A 16,994-nucleotide genomic window follows, 5' to 3' on the forward strand; every position below is an offset into this window, starting at 1 on the left:
AGCCCTGCCATTTGGCGGGGCTTTTTCGTTGGGGCAGGGATATTTCAGGCTTCTTCCAAATGGGAGTTGCAGCAGCCAAACCGACTGCGCATATCTGAGGGCATGAGATATTTCGCGATGATCCTAATGCTGCTTGCCGCCCCTCTGGCCGCGCAGCAGGTGCCCAGTTCCGCCGCCCAGATGCAGCTAAGTTTCGTGCCGCTGGTCAAACAAGCCACGCCCGCAGTTGTCAACATCTACGCCCGCATTATGACCGAGCCGCAGCGCACACCGCTTCAACGCGATCCGTTTTTTGAGCGGTTTTTCCGTGATCCTTTTTCAGAACGGCCCCGGGTGCAGAACTCACTTGGTTCAGGGGTGATTCTTTCGGCGGATGGCATTGTCGTGTCCAACTACCATGTCGTCGGCACCGCGACCGATATTCGCGTGGTGCTGAACGACCGCCGCGAATTCAACGCCCATGTGCTTTTGGGGGATGCTGACAGCGATCTGGCGATTCTCAAACTGGAGGGTGCAGAAGACCTGCCGTTCCTTGAATTGCGCGACAGTGATGCGGTCGAGGTGGGCGAACTTACCTTGGCTATCGGCAACCCTTTCGGTGTGGGCCAGACTGTTTCGAGCGGCATCGTCTCGGGCCTTGCCCGGTCCGGCGCGGCGAATAATGGCGGGCAAGGTTATTTCATTCAGACCGATGCGCCGATTAACCCCGGCAACTCCGGAGGCGCGCTGATCGACATGCAGGGGCGGCTGATTGGAGTGAACACCTCGATCCTGACCCGCTCAGGCGCCAGCAACGGCATCGGCTTTGCCATCCCCGCCGATCTGGTCGCGGCCTTTGTCGAACAGGCGCGCGCAGGGGAGGCGATGTTCAACCGGCCTTGGGCGGGATTGGCGGGTCAGCCGGTGGATGCAGATATGGCGGGGCCTTTGGGGTTGGATCGGCCCGGGGGGATCATTGTGTCAGGGCTGCATGCCGCCAGTCCTTTTAACGCGGCGGGGCTGCGGGTCGGGGATGTTATCGTCAGCGTGGATGGCCAAGCGGTGAATACCTCGTCCGAGATGATCTACCGCATGTCAGTCGCCGGTCTGGGCCATTCTGCGCGGATCGGCGTGATGCGCGATGGGGTGCCGCAAGAGATGACCGTGGCGCTGATCGCCGCGCCGGATGAACCCGACCGCGCCGAGGTTACGCTGGGTGCGCGGAGCCTTTTGCCGGGGTTGCGGGCCGCGCGGATCAATCCGGCGGTAATTTCCGAGCTTAACCTGCCGCTGGAGAGCAGTGGCGTCGTGGTGATGGATGGCGGCCGCTTTGGCCCGCTCGTCGGGCTCCGGGACGGTGATGTGATCTTGTCTGTGAATGGGGTAGAGGTGGCTGAGACCCGCACCTTGGTTGCCCTGTTATCGGGCGAGGTGCGGCGCATTCAGATGGTCATTCAACGCGGCGACCGGCGTGTCGCTCTGCGGTTTAGGGGGTAGCGTGGCGGATCTATTCGGCGACGGCGAGGCGGTGGCAGAAAGCGGGCACCGCCCCTTGGCAGATCGCTTGCGCCCGCGCGCATTGTCCGAAGTGATCGGGCAGGACCAAGTGCTTGGCCCGGATGCGCCATTGACGGTCATGCTGGATTCCGGTGCGCTGTCGTCGCTGATCTTTTGGGGGCCGCCGGGGGTGGGTAAAACCACCATCGCACGGCTTCTGGCGGATGAGACCGACCTGCACTTTGTCCAGATTAGCGCGATATTCTCCGGCGTGCCTGAACTTCGCAAGGTTTTCGACGCGGCGAAACTGCGGCGGCGACAGGGGCGGGGGACGCTGCTTTTCGTGGACGAGATCCACCGCTTCAACAAGGCGCAGCAGGACGGCTTCCTGCCGCATATGGAAGATGGCACAATTCTCCTGGTGGGGGCCACGACAGAAAACCCCAGTTTTGAGCTAAATGCCGCTGTGCTGAGCCGCGCCCAGGTGCTGGTGCTGGAACGTCTGCCGCATGACGATCTGGAGCGGCTCGCGCAGCGGGCCGAGCAGGAGTTGGGCAAACCCTTGCCGCTGCAACCAGATGCCCGCGAGGCGCTGTTGGAAATGGCCGATGGCGACGGGCGTGCGCTGCTCAATCTGATCGAACAGGTGACAGCGTGGAAGGGCGATGCGCCGCTCGACAAGGCGGGGCTATCGAAACGCCTGATGCGCCGCGCGGCGCAATACGACAAATCGGGCGATTCGCACTACAACCTCATTTCCGCCCTGCATAAGTCCATGCGCGGGTCTGACCCCGATGCGGCGCTCTATTGGCTGGGGCGGATGCTGGAGGGGGGCGAGGACCCGCGTTATCTGATGCGGCGGATCACCCGCATGGCGGTCGAAGACGTGGGCCTTGCCGATCCGCAGGCTCAGGCCTTTTGCCTTCAGGCTTGGGAGACCTATGAACGCCTTGGCAGCCCCGAAGGGGAGCTCGCGATCGCGCAGGCGCTGACCTACATCTGCCTCGCGCCGAAATCTAACGCCGTATACAAAGCTTACAAGGATGCGCGCAGGCTCGCGCGCAGCACCGGGTCCGAGCCGCCGCCAAAACACATCCTGAACGCGCCGACGAAGCTGATGAAGGAGCAAGGCTACGGCAGCGGCTATGCCTATGACCATGATGCCGAGGACGGGTTTTCAGGACAGAATTACTTTCCCGATACGATGGCGCGGCCCAGCCTGTACGAGCCGGTCGAACGCGGTTTCGAGCGCGAGTTGAAAAAGCGACAGGATTACTTTGCAGGGCTTAGGGCCAAGCGGAAAACTTGACTCCGGCGCGCGCCCGCGCGATGGGGTGTCGATGATGAAAACACTGATCATGGTGGCCCTCGGCGGCGCTTTGGGCGCAAGCCTGCGGTACCTTGTCGGTCTCGCGGTGGGCTTTCCGTTCGGCACTTTGGCAGTCAATGTCACCGGCTCGCTGGCGATTGGCGTGGTCTGGGTGCTGGCGGATAAGACATCGCTGCTGCTGCCCTTCCTGATGACCGGGCTGCTGGGCGGTTTCACGACCTTTTCGGCGTTTTCACTCGATACCCTGCGGCTGCTTGAAGCGGGCCGTGCAGGGGTCGCATTTTCATATGTGGGGGCCTCGGTGATCTTGTCGCTGGCCGCCTGTTTGCTGGGCCTCTGGGTGGCCCGAGAGGTGTTGGCATGAGCCGCGTACAAACCATTACCGTCGCCGTAGGCGATGGCGACCAGCGGCTTGACCGTTGGTTCAAGCGGATGTTTCCGCAGATCAACCAAGGGCTCATTGAGAAGATGTGCCGCAAGGGCGAAATCCGTGTCGATGGGGGCCGCGTCAAGGCCAACACGCGGCTGGAAGCGGGCCAAGAGGTGCGCGTGCCGCCGCTGCCTGACAGTGCGCCACCGCCGCCGCCCAAACGGACGCGGATCACCGATGCCGACGCCAAGATGATCCGCAACTGCGTGATCTACCGCGACGAGCATGTGATTGCGCTGAACAAGCCGCCGGGCTTGGCGGTGCAGGGTGGGTCTGGCCAAGCGGATCGTCATGTTGACGCGCTGTCTGAGGCGCTGATTTTTGACGCCGAGGAAAAGCCGCGTCTGGTGCATCGGCTCGACCGGGACACCTCGGGCGTCTTGCTGCTGGCGCGGACCCGTTTGGCGGCCAAGGCGCTGACGGCGGCGATGCGGCACCGTGAGACGCGCAAGATTTACTGGGCCATCGTGGCTGGTGTGCCGACGCCTTATCTGGGCGAGATCAAATATGGCCTCGTCAAAGCGGGCGGTCATGGCCGCAGCGGCGAGGGCGAGAAGATGATCGCTGTACATCCGCGCGACATGGACGTGACGCCGGGTGCAAAACGCGCGCATACGCTTTACGCGACGCTGTTCCGCGTGGGATCGCGGGCATCTTGGGTGGCGATGGAGCCGGTGACGGGCCGCACCCACCAGCTGCGCGCGCATATGGCCGAGATCGGGCATCCGATCGTCGGTGATGGTAAATACGGCGGCTCAGGCCAAGAGAACCTTGGCGACGGCTGGGGCGCACAACTGGGCGGGATCATCTCGAAGAAGCTGCATCTGCATGCGCGGATGATGCGGTTTGAGCATCCTCATACCCGCAAATCGGTCACCATCACGGCTGAACTGCCCGATCACATGGCGCATAGCTGGGACACCTTTGGTTGGACCGAAGATCTGGCCGACGAAGACCCCTTTGAGTCGCTGCAATGACCAAGCCGCTGCGTTTGGTGATCTTTGATGTCGATGGCACGCTGGTCGACAGTCAGGGCGATATCGTCGCGGCGATGACGGCGGCCTTTGCCGCTGTCGAAGCGCCTGCGCCTACGCGGGCCGAAGTCCTGTCGATTGTTGGTCTGTCGCTTGATGTGGCGATGACGGTATTGGCCCCGACGCGTTCTACCGGGGATCACCTCGTGATGGTGGAGGCCTACAAGGGCGCCTATATGTCCCTGCGGGCCGAGGCGGGCGTGGCGCAATCCTCACCGCTTTATCCCGGCGCGCTGGAGACGTTGCGGCATCTTCATGACGAACCGGAAGTGCTTTTGGGCGTTGCCACCGGCAAATCGAAACGCGGGCTGGATAAGCTGATCGCCGGGCATGGGCTGGAGGGGCTGTTCATCACCCAACAGGTCGCGGATTTTCACCCCTCCAAGCCGCACCCCTCAATGATCCATCAGGCGATGGCCGATGCCGGTGTGGGGCCGGACGCAACGGTGATGATCGGCGACACTTCTTTCGATATGGATATGGCCGCCGCTGCCGGGGTGACCGGGATCGGCGTGAAATGGGGCTATCACGGCCCGGAACGGCTGGCTGCTGCCACGCATCTTGTTGAGAATTTCTCGGCATTGCCTGCTTTGCTGGAACAGATCTGGAGCATTCCCGCATGACTGACTGGAAAGCGAAGCGTTTTTGGAAAGATGCTGCCGTGGTCGAGGTTGATGGCGGTTTTACCGTCGAACTGGATGGCCGCCGCGTGAAAACGCCAGCCAAGCGCCCGTTGACCCTGCCGACACGCACCATGGCCGAGGCTGTGGCCGCCGAATGGCAGGCGCAGGACAAGCAGATTGATCCGCGCACCATGCCAGTGACCAAGACTGCAAATGCGGCGATTGATAAGGTCGCGGTGCAAAAGGATGAGGTCGTTGATATGCTGGCCGCCTATGGCGACAGTGATCTGCTGTGTTATCGCGCCGACAGCCCCGAAGAATTGGTGGCGCGACAGGCCGCTGAGTGGGATCCGATGTTGGCTTGGGCCGCCACAACCCTCGGCGTCAGCTTGAGGACCCGGCAAGGCATCATGCACCAGCCCCAATCCCCCGAAGCCTTGGCAGAACTGCACCGCAGGACGGCTGCACTAGATGCCTTTCAACTGGCCGCTTTCCACGACCTTGTGAGCCTGACCGGATCGCTTATCTTGGGCTTTGCCGCGCTTGAGCAGGCCTTTGATCCCGACGAAATATGGGCGCTTTCGCGGCTTGATGAGAACTGGCAGGCCGAGCAATGGGGCCGTGATGAAGTGGCCGAGGAAGAGGCCGAAATCAAGCGCCAGGCATTTTTAGATGCATGTGCAATGATTGTACTTTCCAAAGCTGCTTAACTTGGTAAAAGCTTTCCGGCCTGATGCGGAAAACGCGTCCTAAATTTGCCCATCGCGCCCTTGACCTTCAAACCTGAATCCGCCCACACTGCCTTCATTGAGCAGGGGAGACCCTGCACATGATCGCTTTCGGCGTCACCTGACGTCGGATTAACCGCCAGTGAACGTGGCGGACTATCAGGAAGAGGTAAAAATGAAAAAAACCGTAATTTTTGGCGCGCTGACCGTTGCTGGCCTTGCGGCCGGTGCAGCTGGCGCTGCCACGCTCGACGACGTCAAAGCCCGTGGCAAGCTGAACTGTGGTGTGACCACCGGCCTTGCAGGCTTTGCCGCGCCTAACGCCAACGGCGAATGGGAAGGTTTCGACGTGGCCGTATGCCGCGCCGTTGCCGCAGCCGTTTTGGGCGACAAGAACGCCGTGGAATTCGTTCCGACAACCGGCAAGACCCGTTTCACCGCGCTGGCCTCGGGCGAGATCGATTTCCTCGCACGTAACACCACATGGACCTTCAGCCGTGACACCGACCTGAAATTCGATTTCATCGGCGTGAACTACTACGACGGTCAGGGCTTCATGGTCCCCAAAGCGCTCGGCGTTTCCTCGGCCAAAGATCTCGACGGCGCGACTGTCTGCATCCAAACCGGTACAACAACCGAGCTGAACCTCGCGGACTTCTTCCGCAAGAACAACATCAGCTACGAGCCCGTTCCGGTTGAAACCAACGCCGAAGGCCAGCAGCAGTACCTTGCCGGTGCCTGCGACACCTATACAACAGACGCCTCCGGTCTGGCCGCGACACGCGCGACCTTTGAAACTCCCGGCGACCACATCCTGCTGCCCGAGATCATCTCGAAAGAGCCGCTCGGCCCGCTGGTCCGTCACGGCGACAACGACTGGGGCGACATCACCCGCTGGGTGTTGAACGCGCTGATCGCGGCTGAAGAGCTGGGTGTCACCTCCGCCAACATCGAAGAGATGACCGGCAACAGCAACAACCCCGAGATCGCTCGCCTTCTGGGCAACGAGGGTACGCTGGGTGAGATGATCGGCCTCGACGCTGAATGGGCCAAGCGCGCCATCATGGCCGAAGGCAACTACGGCGAAATCTTTGCCAAGAACATCGGCGAAGAAACACCGATTGGTCTGGCACGCGGGTTGAACGCCCAGTGGACAGACGGTGGCCTGCTCTACGCACCGCCCTTCCGCTAAATAGCAAAGCAAGGGGCGCGGGAATTCCTGCGCCCCTTGTGCCTCTGGCCCTGCGATAGGCTTTGGGGCCGGATGAAACGAACTGAGACGACAGTAGAAACGCGAAGAACAACCAAAAAATCCACGATCGACTAAACGATCAACGACCAAAAATGATTCGGCCAAGGTGCGCCAAATGCACCAATAAAAATCAAGCCGGAACACAGGGATACATACATGACGACATTCTCCGACCCTCCCAAGGCGTCGTTCCGGCCATCTATGCTGTTGAGCGACACCCGCTATCGGTCGATCACCTTTCAGGTTATCGCACTTGTGCTGCTGGTCACGGCGATCTGGTATCTCGGCTCAAACCTTGCCGCGAACCTGCGTGCTGCGGGGCTGAACATCTCGTTCCAGTTCCTCGGCAATCCAGCGGGCTATGACATTAACCAAACGCTGATCCCCTATACCAGCCAATCGTCGAACCTTCAGGCGGCTTGGGTGGGTATCATCAACACGCTGCTGGTGTCTTTCCTTGCCTGTGTGACCGCCACGATCTTCGGCGTTATCGCCGGGGTGCTGCGCCTGTCAAACAACTGGCTTGTCCGCAAGTTGATGGCTGGCTACGTCGAGATTTTCCGCAACATCCCGGTCCTGATCTGGATTCTGATCATCTATACGATCATGACCGCGGCAATGCCTGCGCCTTCGGCGTTCCGGGGCGATGACCCGGCGTCTACGATGATGCTTGGCTCTTTCGCCTTCACCAACCGCGGTGTCTATATTCCGGGGCCGGTTTGGGGGCCGGGGTCGACGATCGTGGTCGCGACATTCATTGCCTCCATCATTGGTGTTTTCGCCTATCGTCGCTATGCGACGAAGCTGCTTTATGACACCGGGCGTTTGCTGCCGATGCTTTGGCCATCAATTGCGATCCTTTTGCTGCCGACGATCATCGTGTTCTTTGTTTTGGGCATGCCGATTGGGTTGGACTACCCCGCCCTTGCCGGTTTCAACTTCAAAGGCGGTATCCAGATCGGTGCGCCATTGATCGCGCTGTGGTTCGCCCTGTCGATCTACACCGGTGCTTTCATCGCCGAAAACGTCCGTGCGGGCATTCAGGCCGTCAGCCGAGGGCAATCCGAAGCCGCCGCGGCGCTTGGTCTGCGTCCGGGCCGGATCATGAATCTTGTCGTGCTGCCACAGGCGCTGCGCGTGATCATTCCGCCGCTGATCTCCAACTATCTCAACATCACCAAGAACTCGTCGCTGGCGATCCTCGTGGGCTATGCTGACATCACCGCAACGCTGGGCGGGATCACCCTGAACCAGACCGGGCGGGCGATTGAATGTGTCGTGCTCCTGATGCTGTTCTATCTCGTGATCTCACTGGGCATCTCCATGGTCATGAACGTCTACAACAACGCAACGAAGCTGAAGGAGCGTTAAGCCATGTCAGATACACATGCTGAATCCATCGCCTTCGTGCGCGAATCCTCACTGCCGCCTTCGGCCCCGCCGGACAAGGTTGGCGGCCCGCTGAAATGGGTCAAAGACAACCTTTTCCCGACATGGGCAAACGCCCTGCTGACGGTGGTGGCGCTCTATTTCCTCTATCTGTTGCTGTCGGGGTCTCTGCCTTGGTTGCTCAACGGGGTCTGGTCTGCCAGCAGCCTGTCGGAGTGTCGTGAGATCCTCGATGGGGCCTCTGGTGCCTGTTTCTCGGTCATCAGTGAGCGTTGGCACCAGCTGCTCTTCGGCTTCAAATACCCAAGCGATCAATACTGGCGTCCGACCCTCGCGCTGGTACTGCTGTTCCTAGCCATTGCGCCCGTGCTCTTTATTGACCTGCCGCGCAAGCTGCTGTTCTTTACCGGCGTCTACCCGTTCCTTGCCTTCTGGCTGATCTGGGGCGGGCCGGTTTGGGGGCCGATCTTTGCGTTGCTGGGTGTCGTGGTGGGTTATCTGGCCTACAGCCGTCTAGTGCATAAAAGCTTTGCCATGGCCTTGGCCGGTGGCGTCGTTGCTGCGGTGGTCGTCTGGTATATTGGTGGCTTCATTGGGGAGGCACTGCGCCCTGCGTCGCCGCTGCTTGAAGCGATCCCAAGCCGTGATCTGGGTGGCTTCATGCTTAACATGATGCTGGGTATCACCTGTGTGTCCCTTTCGTTGCCCATTGGCATCGCGCTGGCTTTGGGGCGTCAGTCTCACTTGCCGATTGTCAAAGGCATCTGCGTGGTCTTCATCGAATTCGTGCGGGGCGTTCCGCTGATTACGCTGCTCTTCGTGGCAAATGTGATGCTGGCCTATTTCTTCCCGCCGGGTTCAGGGGTCGATCTCTTCATCCGCGTGGTCATTATGATCACTATGTTCTCTTCGGCCTATATCGCCGAAGTGATCCGGGGTGGCCTCGCCGCACTGCCAAAGGGCCAGTATGAGGCCGCTGACAGCCTTGGCCTCGACTATGCCCAGGCGATGCGTCTGATCATCCTGCCGCAGGCGATGAAAATCTCGATCCCAGGTATCGTCAACATTGCTGTGGGCCTGTTCAAGGACACCACGCTGGTTTCGGTGATCTCGCTGTTCGATATCATCGGCATGATCCGTGGCCCGATCCTCGCCTCGACTGATTGGAACGGCGTCTACTGGGAACTCTTCATGTTCGCCTCGCTGCTGTTCTTCATCGTTTGCTACGGCATTTCACAATATTCGCAGTGGCTGGAACGCCGTCTTGCGACTGACCATCGTTAAGGGAGGGTTCTCGCATGGCTGAGACCGCACAAATGAAAGTATCCGACGAAGTCGCGATCCGAATTGAAAACATGAACAAGTGGTACGGCGCGTTCCACGTGCTGCGCGACATTGACCTCACAGTACACCGGGGCGAGCGGATCGTGATCTGCGGGCCTTCGGGCTCGGGGAAATCGACGTTGATCCGCTGTATCAACGCATTGGAAGAGCACCAGAAGGGCAAGATCGAAGTCGATGGCACGCTGCTTAGCTCGGATCTCAAGAACATCGACAAGATCCGCTCAGAGGTCGGCATGTGCTTCCAGCACTTCAACCTCTTCCCGCATCTGACGATCCTTGAAAACTGCACGCTGGCCCCAATCTGGGTTCGTAAAACACCCAAGAAGGAAGCCGAGGAAGTCGCGATGCATTTCCTTGAGAAGGTGAAGATCCCTGATCAGGCCAACAAGTACCCCGGCCAGCTTTCGGGTGGTCAGCAGCAGCGGGTGGCGATTGCCCGTTCGCTTTGCATGCGCCCGCGCATCATGCTGTTCGATGAGCCGACATCGGCCCTTGATCCTGAGATGATCAAAGAGGTGCTCGACACGATGATCGAGCTCGCGGAAGAGGGCATGACCATGCTCTGCGTGACTCACGAGATGGGCTTTGCCCGTCAGGTGGCGAACCGGGTGATCTTCATGGATGAAGGCCAGATCGTCGAGCAGAACGAGCCGGAAGCCTTCTTCAACAACCCACAGAGCCCGCGCACACAGCTGTTCCTGAGCCAGATTCTGGGTCACTGATCCGCGCTACGCCAGTACCGTGAACTAAACGCCCCGGCCAATCGGTCGGGGCGTTTGCGTTTCAGACCAGTTGTTTCGGCACGGTAAAGGCGTGCAGCGTCCCGGTTCCGGGGGCAAGGTCGGCCCAACTGTCGATGTCGAAATCCATCACTGTGGTCGCGCCGGAAGGATAGCGATCAAAGGCACCCTGATTGGGCGTCTGCTGCAGCAGCAGCGCTGCGGCAGCGGCAATGCCGGGGTTATGCGCCACAAGCAGCACCGTGTCGCCGGTCGCCCGCTGGCGCAGGTTTGCTATGATCTCGTCGGGTTCGGCGAGGTAAAGCTGGCGGAGGTGTTCCACCGCGCAGCTTTCAGGCAGGTTCAAAAGCGCGCAGGTTTCGCGCGTGCGCGCCGCCGTGGAACAGAGCACCGCATCAGGCAGCAGCCCTTCGGTCCGCAGCCAGTTGCCAAGCGCTTCTGCAGCGCCACGCCCACGGGGGTTCAGAGGGCGATCGTGATCGCTGGTCCCGTGGGACCAGTCCGATTTCGCATGTCGCATTAGGATCAGGCGGCGCATGTCATTCCTTTCACTGCTCAGCCCATCATAGGCGCGAAGCAGGGGCAGGGGGCAAGCGCTTTGCCTTAGCCTTTGCGAATGATGCTGCCCGCGCCGTGTTCGGTGAACAGTTCCAACAGGCAGGCATTTGGCGCACGACCATCAAGGATCACCGCCGCACGCACGCCGCCTTCGAGCGCATCCAGCGCGGTCTGAACCTTGGGGATCATCCCGCCTGCAATGGTACCGTCCGCGATCATCTCGTTGATCTGGCTCGCCGTCAGGTCGGTAACAACCTCGCCAGAGCCATCTTTGACGCCGGCCACATCCGTCAGCAGCAGCAGACGGTCGGCCTTCAGCGCGCCCGCAATGGCCCCGGCAGCGGTGTCGCCGTTGATGTTATAGGTGTCGCCGCCCCGGCCCATGCCAAGCGGTGCGATGACGGGGATGATGCCCTTGTCCGCAAAGTCGCGCAGGATGCGTGGGTTCACTTGGGTCGGGTTGCCCACAAGCCCAAGGGCAGGATCTTCCGGCTCGCAGACAATCAGCCCGCTGTCCTTGCCCGAAACACCCACGGCACGACCGCCCTGTTCGGAAATCGCCTGAACGATCCGCGCGTTGACGAGGCCCGACAACACCATCTCGACCACTTCCATGGTCGCGGCATCGGTGACGCGTTTGCCGTTCACGAACTCGGATTTGATGTTCAGCCGCGCCAGCATGTCGTTGATCATCGGCCCGCCGCCATGGACGATCACCGGGTTCACACCCACTTGACGCATCAGGGCCACATCGCGGGCGAATTCATCCATCGCCTCATCGCTGCCCATCGCATGACCGCCCAGCTTGATGACCACGGTGGCATCGGCATAGCGTTGCAGGAAGGGCAGAGCTTGGCTGAGGGTTTGGGCGGTGGCGATCCAGTCGCGGTTCATGTCTTGCGTTCTCATCTGTTGACCCATGGGAAGCCGATAGCGGCGGGAGGAGTTATTCCAGCGTGGCGATGATGGCACGCAGGGTAGGGATGCCCCAGCCCTTTTCCGAAGACGTCACGACAATCTCGGGATAGGCGGCGGGGTGTTTGCTCAGCGCGTCTTTTACTTGCATCAGGATTTTCTCGCGCTCGGCTTCTTTCACCTTGTCTGCCTTGGTCAGCACCACTTGGAAGGTCACGGCAGAGCTGTCGAGCAGGGACATGATCTCATTGTCGACCTTCTTTACCCCATGACGCGCATCGATCAGCACGAAGGCGCGGCGCAGGGTCTGGCGTCCCGAGAGGTATTGCTTGAGCAGACGCTGCCACTTTTCGACCACCGGCAAAGGCGCATTGGCGTAGCCATAGCCCGGAAGGTCGACAAGGTAGTGTTCTTCACCTGCCGTGAAGAAGTTAATCTCTTGCGTACGGCCCGGAGTGTTCGAGGCTCGCGCTAGGGCTTTCATGCCCGTGAGCGCGTTGATCAACGTTGATTTCCCGACGTTGGAGCGGCCCGCAAAGCAGACCTCCATCCGGTCAGGGGGCGGCAGCCCGTCCATCGCCACCACGCCTTTGACGAATGTCGTCTCGCCCGCAAAAAGCATCCGGCCCTTTTCCGCGCTCGGCGCGTCCGGCTCCTCGGCGATGGTGTAGTTCACTTGCATCAAATTAGCTCCAGTTCGTCGCCTAGGGCGATCTCTCCGCCCAAGATGACGGTTAGGGTAACACCGAAATCCCGGTGACCCAATTGGTCGAGTGCAGCGAGCGTATCTACGTCGCCCGCGCCGGTGTCGGTGTTTACGGTGGTGGCAAGGCAGCGGGTGATGCGTTTGGACACATGGAGCCGTGCGCCACCGATTTTCATATCGCGCCCGACCCATTCGAATTCATCCCAAGGGGCAGCACCGTCAAACCAGATGTTGCCGCGCCAACGGGCGGTTTGCAGCGGGGTCTCGGCCAGTTCTTCGACCGCGCGATGGGAGGCGAGGCTGTTGAGCGACAGCGTGGGCTCCGCACTGTCTGTGTATCCGCGCCCGTCCAGCCGCAGGATATCCACCGGCGCGGCACGGCCTTCGGCCACCAGCGGGCGCACCCAGTCAAGGAACTGCGCCTTGTCACGGTCAGGGTGAAAGGTGATTTCGCCACGTTCTGGATGCCGCAGCGTGAGCACCTCGGTCGCCTCATCCAGCCTAGCCGTGATCGCCTGCAACTGTGGCGACGACGCGCCCCGCGTAAAATTCAAACACCGCGCCCAGTCTCCGGGCACGGCTTTGGAAGAGTCATGCGCCACAGCCCAGAGCCGATCATAGGGCATGGATTGCCCGGCGCGCAGGGTCACGCGCTCAACCGTCTCGCGGCCATGGGCCTTGAGCGGATGCCGGTTGAGCGCGGTGACCTGCATCACTTTTTCGACTTGCCCGATTTGGGCTTCGCGTCTGCATTCGCCGAAGCGCTCTTGGGTGTGCGTTTGAAACCGCCCGCGATATTGCCCCAGAGGTCCGGCTTATAGCCTTGGCTGCGCATGATCAGATACTGCTGCGTGAAGGTGATCGTGTTGTTCGCGATCCAGTAGACCACGAGGCCGGAGGCAAAGCCGCCGAGCATGAACATGAAGACCCAAGGCATCCAAGCAAAGATCATCTGCTGGGTCGGATCGGTGGGCGCCGGGTTCAGCTTTTGTTGCAGGTACATGGAGATACCGAGCAGCAGCGGCAGAATACCGATGAAGATCAGCGCCAGCATCGAGCCGGGCTCGGGCGCGGCGTAGGGCAGCAAGCCCCAAAGGTTCATGATCGAAGTCGGGTCCGGCGCGCTGAGGTCTTGGAAAGGGCCAAAGAAGGGCGCGTGGCGCAGCTCGATCGTGACAAAGATCACCTTGTAGAGCGAGAAGAAGATCGGAATCTGCAGAAGGATCGGCAGACAGCCTGCGGCGGGGTTCACCTTGTTCTTCTTATAGAGCTCCATCATGCCCTGCTGCATCTTCTGACGGTCGTCGCCTGCGTCTTTCTTCAGCTTTTCCATTTCGGGCTGAAGTTCCTTCATCCGCGCCATGGAAACGTAGGATTTATAGGCCAGCGGGAAGAGCAGCGCCTTGATCAGCAGGGTCAGGCCGATGATGGCAACGCCCATATTGCCGATAAGCTGGTTAAGGTTGTGCAGGAGCCAGAAGATCGGCTTGGTCAGGAAAAAGAACCAACCCCAGTCGATGCTGTCGATGAATTTGGCGACACCGGCGGATTGGTAATCCTGCAGTGTTTCCCATTCCTTCGCGCCTGCGAAGAACTTGCTGGATGTGCTTACGCTTTCGCCCGCCGCAACCGAGCGGGTCGGTTGGCGGGTGAAGGCGCGGTAGGTGTCGGCGCGCGGGTCATAGGTAAGCGCCTGTTCAAAGGTCTCGCCCGCGTCGGGGATCAGCACCGCCTGCCAGTAGTGATCGGTAAAGCCGACCCAGCCCTCGGTGACACCTTCGGTAACCACGGCGGGACGGCCCCAAGTGCTGTTCACGTCGGCTTCGGCGATATCGTCCCAATCGACCTCCGAAAGCTCGCCATTGGCCATGGCCACGGCACCTTCATGCAGGATGAAAAAGCTTTTCAGGTCTTCGGGCAGCCCGTGCTGAGCGATCATGCCGAAGGGGGCAAGGTTCACGGCACCTTCGCCATTGTTGGTGACGCTCTGGGTAATGTCGAACATATATTCGTCATCGATAGAAATGGTCCGCGTAAAGACCTGACTGGCACCGTTGTCCCAGGACAGGGTCACGGGGCTGTCGACGCCCAGCGTCTCACCTTCGCTCAGGGTCCAGAGCGTATCGACGCCGGGCACGGCATCGGGTGCCAGGCCCGAGCCTGCGGCCCAGCCGTGCAGCGCGTAGTAGGCGTCGCTCGACCCTTCGGGGGATAGCAGCGTGACAACTTCGGCATCCTCATCAAGCGTGGTCTGATAGTCATTCAGTTTCAGATCGTCGATCCGACCACCCATGAGCGAGATGGAGCCGCTGACCTTGTCCGTTGCGATGGTCACGCGAGGTGCGTCTGCCAAAGCCGCGCGGCGGCCTTCGGGGGCGGCTCCTTCGCCTTCGTCGGTGCCGGGCGCCGCAGCGGTATCAGCAGGGGAGGCAGGGACGGAAGTGCCGTCTGCGGTTTGGCTCATTTCGACGTTGGGCTCTAGGGCCGGATCAGCTTCGGGGGGCGGGAACAAGAGGAACCACACGAGGATGACGGCAAAGCTGAGCGCCGTGGCAAGGATGAGATTCTTGTTCTGTTCGTCCATGGGGACCGCCACCTGATGTCTTTGAATATCACGGGGGTTCAACAGAGTGCGGGGCCAAAGGTCAAGCGGAATCGGGCAGATCGACAGGGGATGGGGCGGGGTTTTGATCCATCCGGCATGGGTTTTGCGGAGTTTTGCTGGGGTCAATCGTGGGGAGCTGATTGCAGGATCGTTGCGAGCCGCCACGGAGGGCAGGACGGTTTAGGGGATGTTGGGCGCAATGTTCGTGTCATCTACTCAGGTAAGACGTGGGGCGGCTTGTGATTGCTGTACGCCAGCTTGCGAAGCTGCGGGATGGATCGGGCGGGTTAAGTCGCGCGCCCGTCCATTATGCGTGGAACATCTTGTAGTTTTGCATTGTGGCGGGCTATCCAATCGAGCGTCTGCTCGAATGGCATAGGGCGTGCGATGCCGAACCCCTGCACATGGTCACAGCCAAGTTGTGCCAGCAGGACATGTTCCCCCACCGTTTCCACCCCCTCTGCGAGGGTTTCGACGCCCAGTCGCTCAGCCATGGTCAGAATTGCGCTGATCATCCGCTGTTGGTCGGGGTCACGGTCTGACTTCATGACAAAGGAGCGATCAATTTTGATCCGACTGACCGAAAAACGGCGAATTGACGCGATAGAGGCATGGCCAGTGCCGAAATCATCGAGGTCAATTCGGCAACCCAACTTGCCCAAAGCATTGATGTTGCGGGTGATCATGTCATCGGGTGCGGAGGCGACGACAGTTTCAAGCACTTCCACCGCAAGCCTGTCAGGCGTCAGTTCAAAGCGATCCAGCTCCCAAGTGATTTTATCGATGAGCCGCGGGTTGGCAAGCTCGCCCCCCGCGAAGTTCACGCCAATCTGTGGCACCTCGGTCCCAGAACCGTCCCAAGCTTTGAGTGCGGCGAAGGAGTGATACATCATCACCTCGGCCAAACGCTCCAGCAGGCCAGTCTCTTCGATTGCGGGCAGGAAGTCTGATGGGGGGATCATGCCACGTACCGGGTGGTTCCAGCGTGCCAGTGCTTCAAAGCCGGTGATTTGCCCGGTGTCAGTTGAAATTTGCGGTTGAAACCATGGCTGAATTTGCCCGCTATCTAATGCCTGCACGACCTCTTCGCGCAATTCTGCGCGGCTTTCGGTGTCGCGGCGCATTTGGTCAGAGAAGGCACGAATGGAGGAGGGGCCGCGCCGTTGGGCAGTGCGCAGGGCTGTGGCGGCGGCGGCGAGCCATGCGGCCCCATCCTCCCCCGGGGCGCGGGTGTTAAGGCAAAAGCCCACGGAGGCGGTAAGATAGATTGTGACTCCGTCGACAGAGATCGGCTCTTCCAAGGCGGCCTGAAGCCGTCCGGCGAGCTGGATGCAAAGTTCAAGGTCAAGCTGCCGAACCGGGGCCATGCAGATGGCGAAACGCGCCTCTCCCATTTTGCCGATAGTGTCGTCATCCCGCAGCACGCTAAGCAACCTTTCCCCGCTTTGTCGGACAACCGTATCGGCGGCGGCCTGACCGTAGCGTTGGATAAATTGGTCAAAGTCTTCAAGTGCGATGAAGAATGTTGCCGACACCCGTCCCTGTGCTCGGGCGCGCTGAAACACCTGTTCTGTCAGTTCCTCAAAGGTGCTGCGCTGGAGTATGCCGGTGAGCGCATCCCGGGGCAGCACCAGCCCTCCGCCAAACTTCTGTCCCGCAAGGAAAAGAAGGGGCAGCGCAGCGGATGCGGTAATCAGAGCCATTTCACCCCCGATCCAAAACGCCAGCAGTGTCATTGCAGGAAGAAAGGCCAGAGCCGCCTGACCGCTAAGCAACGCGGCCAACGACTGGCGCAGCTCCGTAAGCCCAGTAAGCTGGTAGAATGCCATCGCGATATCCCTTCCCTGTTCGCGCAATCTCTGCG

General features: G+C 60.5%; 16 protein-coding genes. 10 read left to right on the plus strand and 6 right to left on the minus strand.

Annotation, left to right across the window (positions count from 1 at the left end):
• Positions 1-102: 102 nt before the first annotated feature.
• The 10 genes from K3759_RS02705 (at position 103) to K3759_RS02750 (ending at position 10,328) form a co-directional block, all read left to right on the plus strand.
• Positions 103-1,476 (plus strand): trypsin-like peptidase domain-containing protein, encoded by a 1,374-nt coding sequence (locus K3759_RS02705; RefSeq protein WP_259984205.1) that lies wholly within the window; start codon positions 103-105, stop codon positions 1,474-1,476.
• Between the two features lies 1 nt (position 1,477).
• Entirely contained in the window at positions 1,478-2,785 is a 1,308-nt protein-coding gene (locus K3759_RS02710) for a replication-associated recombination protein A (RefSeq protein ID WP_259984206.1), read from the plus strand.
• Positions 2,786-2,816: 31 nt separating this feature from the next.
• Complete coding sequence (locus tag K3759_RS02715; RefSeq protein ID WP_259984207.1) at positions 2,817-3,170, plus strand: CrcB family protein; 354 nt, start codon at positions 2,817-2,819, stop codon at positions 3,168-3,170.
• A complete protein-coding gene (locus tag K3759_RS02720; RefSeq protein ID WP_259984208.1) occupies positions 3,167-4,213 on the plus strand; it encodes an RluA family pseudouridine synthase in 1,047 nt (348 codons plus the stop codon). The genes K3759_RS02715 and K3759_RS02720 overlap by 4 nt, the downstream gene beginning before the upstream one ends.
• Positions 4,210-4,893, plus strand: a complete 684-nt coding sequence (locus tag K3759_RS02725) for an HAD-IA family hydrolase (protein WP_173487725.1) — start codon at positions 4,210-4,212, stop codon at positions 4,891-4,893. The genes K3759_RS02720 and K3759_RS02725 overlap by 4 nt, the downstream gene beginning before the upstream one ends.
• Complete coding sequence (locus tag K3759_RS02730) at positions 4,890-5,603, plus strand: ATP12 family chaperone protein (RefSeq protein WP_259984209.1); 714 nt, start codon at positions 4,890-4,892, stop codon at positions 5,601-5,603. The genes K3759_RS02725 and K3759_RS02730 overlap by 4 nt, the downstream gene beginning before the upstream one ends.
• Before the next feature lie 193 nt (positions 5,604-5,796).
• Positions 5,797-6,813 carry an amino acid ABC transporter substrate-binding protein gene (locus K3759_RS02735; RefSeq protein WP_259984210.1) on the plus strand — a complete coding sequence of 339 codons (1,017 nt, stop codon included), beginning with the start codon at positions 5,797-5,799 and terminating at the stop codon, positions 6,811-6,813.
• 216 nt (positions 6,814-7,029) lie between these two features.
• Positions 7,030-8,244 carry an amino acid ABC transporter permease gene (locus K3759_RS02740; RefSeq protein ID WP_259984211.1) on the plus strand — a complete coding sequence of 405 codons (1,215 nt, stop codon included), beginning with the start codon at positions 7,030-7,032 and terminating at the stop codon, positions 8,242-8,244.
• 3 nt (positions 8,245-8,247) lie between these two features.
• Positions 8,248-9,546, plus strand: coding sequence for an amino acid ABC transporter permease (locus tag K3759_RS02745; protein WP_259984212.1), 1,299 nt, complete (start codon positions 8,248-8,250; stop codon positions 9,544-9,546).
• 14 nt (positions 9,547-9,560) lie between these two features.
• Complete coding sequence (locus tag K3759_RS02750; RefSeq protein WP_259984213.1) at positions 9,561-10,328, plus strand: amino acid ABC transporter ATP-binding protein; 768 nt, start codon at positions 9,561-9,563, stop codon at positions 10,326-10,328.
• Between the two features lie 61 nt (positions 10,329-10,389).
• On the opposite strand, the gene K3759_RS02755 is transcribed toward K3759_RS02750, so the two are convergent.
• The 6 genes from K3759_RS02755 to K3759_RS02780 form a co-directional block, all read right to left on the minus strand.
• Positions 10,390-10,884, minus strand: coding sequence for a histidine phosphatase family protein (locus K3759_RS02755; RefSeq protein WP_259984214.1), 495 nt, complete (start codon positions 10,882-10,884; stop codon positions 10,390-10,392).
• Positions 10,885-10,949: 65 nt separating this feature from the next.
• Positions 10,950-11,813: an acetylglutamate kinase gene (gene argB / locus K3759_RS02760; protein ID WP_259984215.1), complete on the minus strand. Its 864-nt coding sequence runs from the start codon at positions 11,811-11,813 to the stop codon at positions 10,950-10,952.
• Positions 11,814-11,850: 37 nt separating this feature from the next.
• Entirely contained in the window at positions 11,851-12,501 is a 651-nt protein-coding gene (yihA, locus tag K3759_RS02765; protein ID WP_259984216.1) for a ribosome biogenesis GTP-binding protein YihA/YsxC, read from the minus strand.
• The gene (locus tag K3759_RS02770) at positions 12,501-13,238 is read right to left on the minus strand and encodes an MOSC domain-containing protein (protein WP_259985541.1); all 738 of its coding nucleotides are present in this window, start codon (positions 13,236-13,238) and stop codon (positions 12,501-12,503) included. Before K3759_RS02770 ends, yihA begins: the two co-directional genes overlap by 1 nt.
• Positions 13,238-15,109, minus strand: a complete 1,872-nt coding sequence (gene yidC, locus K3759_RS02775) for a membrane protein insertase YidC (RefSeq protein WP_259984217.1) — start codon at positions 15,107-15,109, stop codon at positions 13,238-13,240. The genes K3759_RS02770 and yidC overlap by 1 nt, the downstream gene beginning before the upstream one ends.
• Before the next feature lie 308 nt (positions 15,110-15,417).
• The gene (locus K3759_RS02780; protein ID WP_259984218.1) at positions 15,418-16,959 is read right to left on the minus strand and encodes a bifunctional diguanylate cyclase/phosphodiesterase; all 1,542 of its coding nucleotides are present in this window, start codon (positions 16,957-16,959) and stop codon (positions 15,418-15,420) included.
• Positions 16,960-16,994 lie beyond the last annotated feature (35 nt).

The sequence above is a fragment of the Sulfitobacter sp. W027 genome, from assembly GCF_025143985.1.
Classification (GTDB): domain Bacteria; phylum Pseudomonadota; class Alphaproteobacteria; order Rhodobacterales; family Rhodobacteraceae; genus Sulfitobacter.

Excerpts from the sequence above, each read along its gene's own strand:
- K3759_RS02750 (WP_259984213.1), top strand. The coding sequence starts at position 9,561 with ATGGCTGAGACCGCACAAATGAAAGTATCCGACGAAGTCGCGATCCGA.
- yidC (WP_259984217.1), bottom strand. The coding sequence starts at position 15,109 with ATGGACGAACAGAACAAGAATCTCATCCTTGCCACGGCGCTCAGCTTT.
- K3759_RS02730 (WP_259984209.1), top strand. The coding sequence starts at position 4,890 with ATGACTGACTGGAAAGCGAAGCGTTTTTGGAAAGATGCTGCCGTGGTC.
- K3759_RS02705 (WP_259984205.1), top strand. The coding sequence starts at position 103 with ATGAGATATTTCGCGATGATCCTAATGCTGCTTGCCGCCCCTCTGGCC.
- K3759_RS02745 (WP_259984212.1), top strand. The coding sequence starts at position 8,248 with ATGTCAGATACACATGCTGAATCCATCGCCTTCGTGCGCGAATCCTCA.
- K3759_RS02770 (WP_259985541.1), bottom strand. The coding sequence starts at position 13,238 with ATGCAGGTCACCGCGCTCAACCGGCATCCGCTCAAGGCCCATGGCCGC.
- K3759_RS02755 (WP_259984214.1), bottom strand. The coding sequence starts at position 10,884 with ATGCGCCGCCTGATCCTAATGCGACATGCGAAATCGGACTGGTCCCAC.
- K3759_RS02735 (WP_259984210.1), top strand. The coding sequence starts at position 5,797 with ATGAAAAAAACCGTAATTTTTGGCGCGCTGACCGTTGCTGGCCTTGCG.
- yihA (WP_259984216.1), bottom strand. The coding sequence starts at position 12,501 with ATGCAAGTGAACTACACCATCGCCGAGGAGCCGGACGCGCCGAGCGCG.
- K3759_RS02715 (WP_259984207.1), top strand. The coding sequence starts at position 2,817 with ATGATGAAAACACTGATCATGGTGGCCCTCGGCGGCGCTTTGGGCGCA.
- argB (WP_259984215.1), bottom strand. The coding sequence starts at position 11,813 with ATGAGAACGCAAGACATGAACCGCGACTGGATCGCCACCGCCCAAACC.
- K3759_RS02740 (WP_259984211.1), top strand. The coding sequence starts at position 7,030 with ATGACGACATTCTCCGACCCTCCCAAGGCGTCGTTCCGGCCATCTATG.
- K3759_RS02720 (WP_259984208.1), top strand. The coding sequence starts at position 3,167 with ATGAGCCGCGTACAAACCATTACCGTCGCCGTAGGCGATGGCGACCAG.
- K3759_RS02780 (WP_259984218.1), bottom strand. The coding sequence starts at position 16,959 with ATGGCATTCTACCAGCTTACTGGGCTTACGGAGCTGCGCCAGTCGTTG.
- K3759_RS02725 (WP_173487725.1), top strand. The coding sequence starts at position 4,210 with ATGACCAAGCCGCTGCGTTTGGTGATCTTTGATGTCGATGGCACGCTG.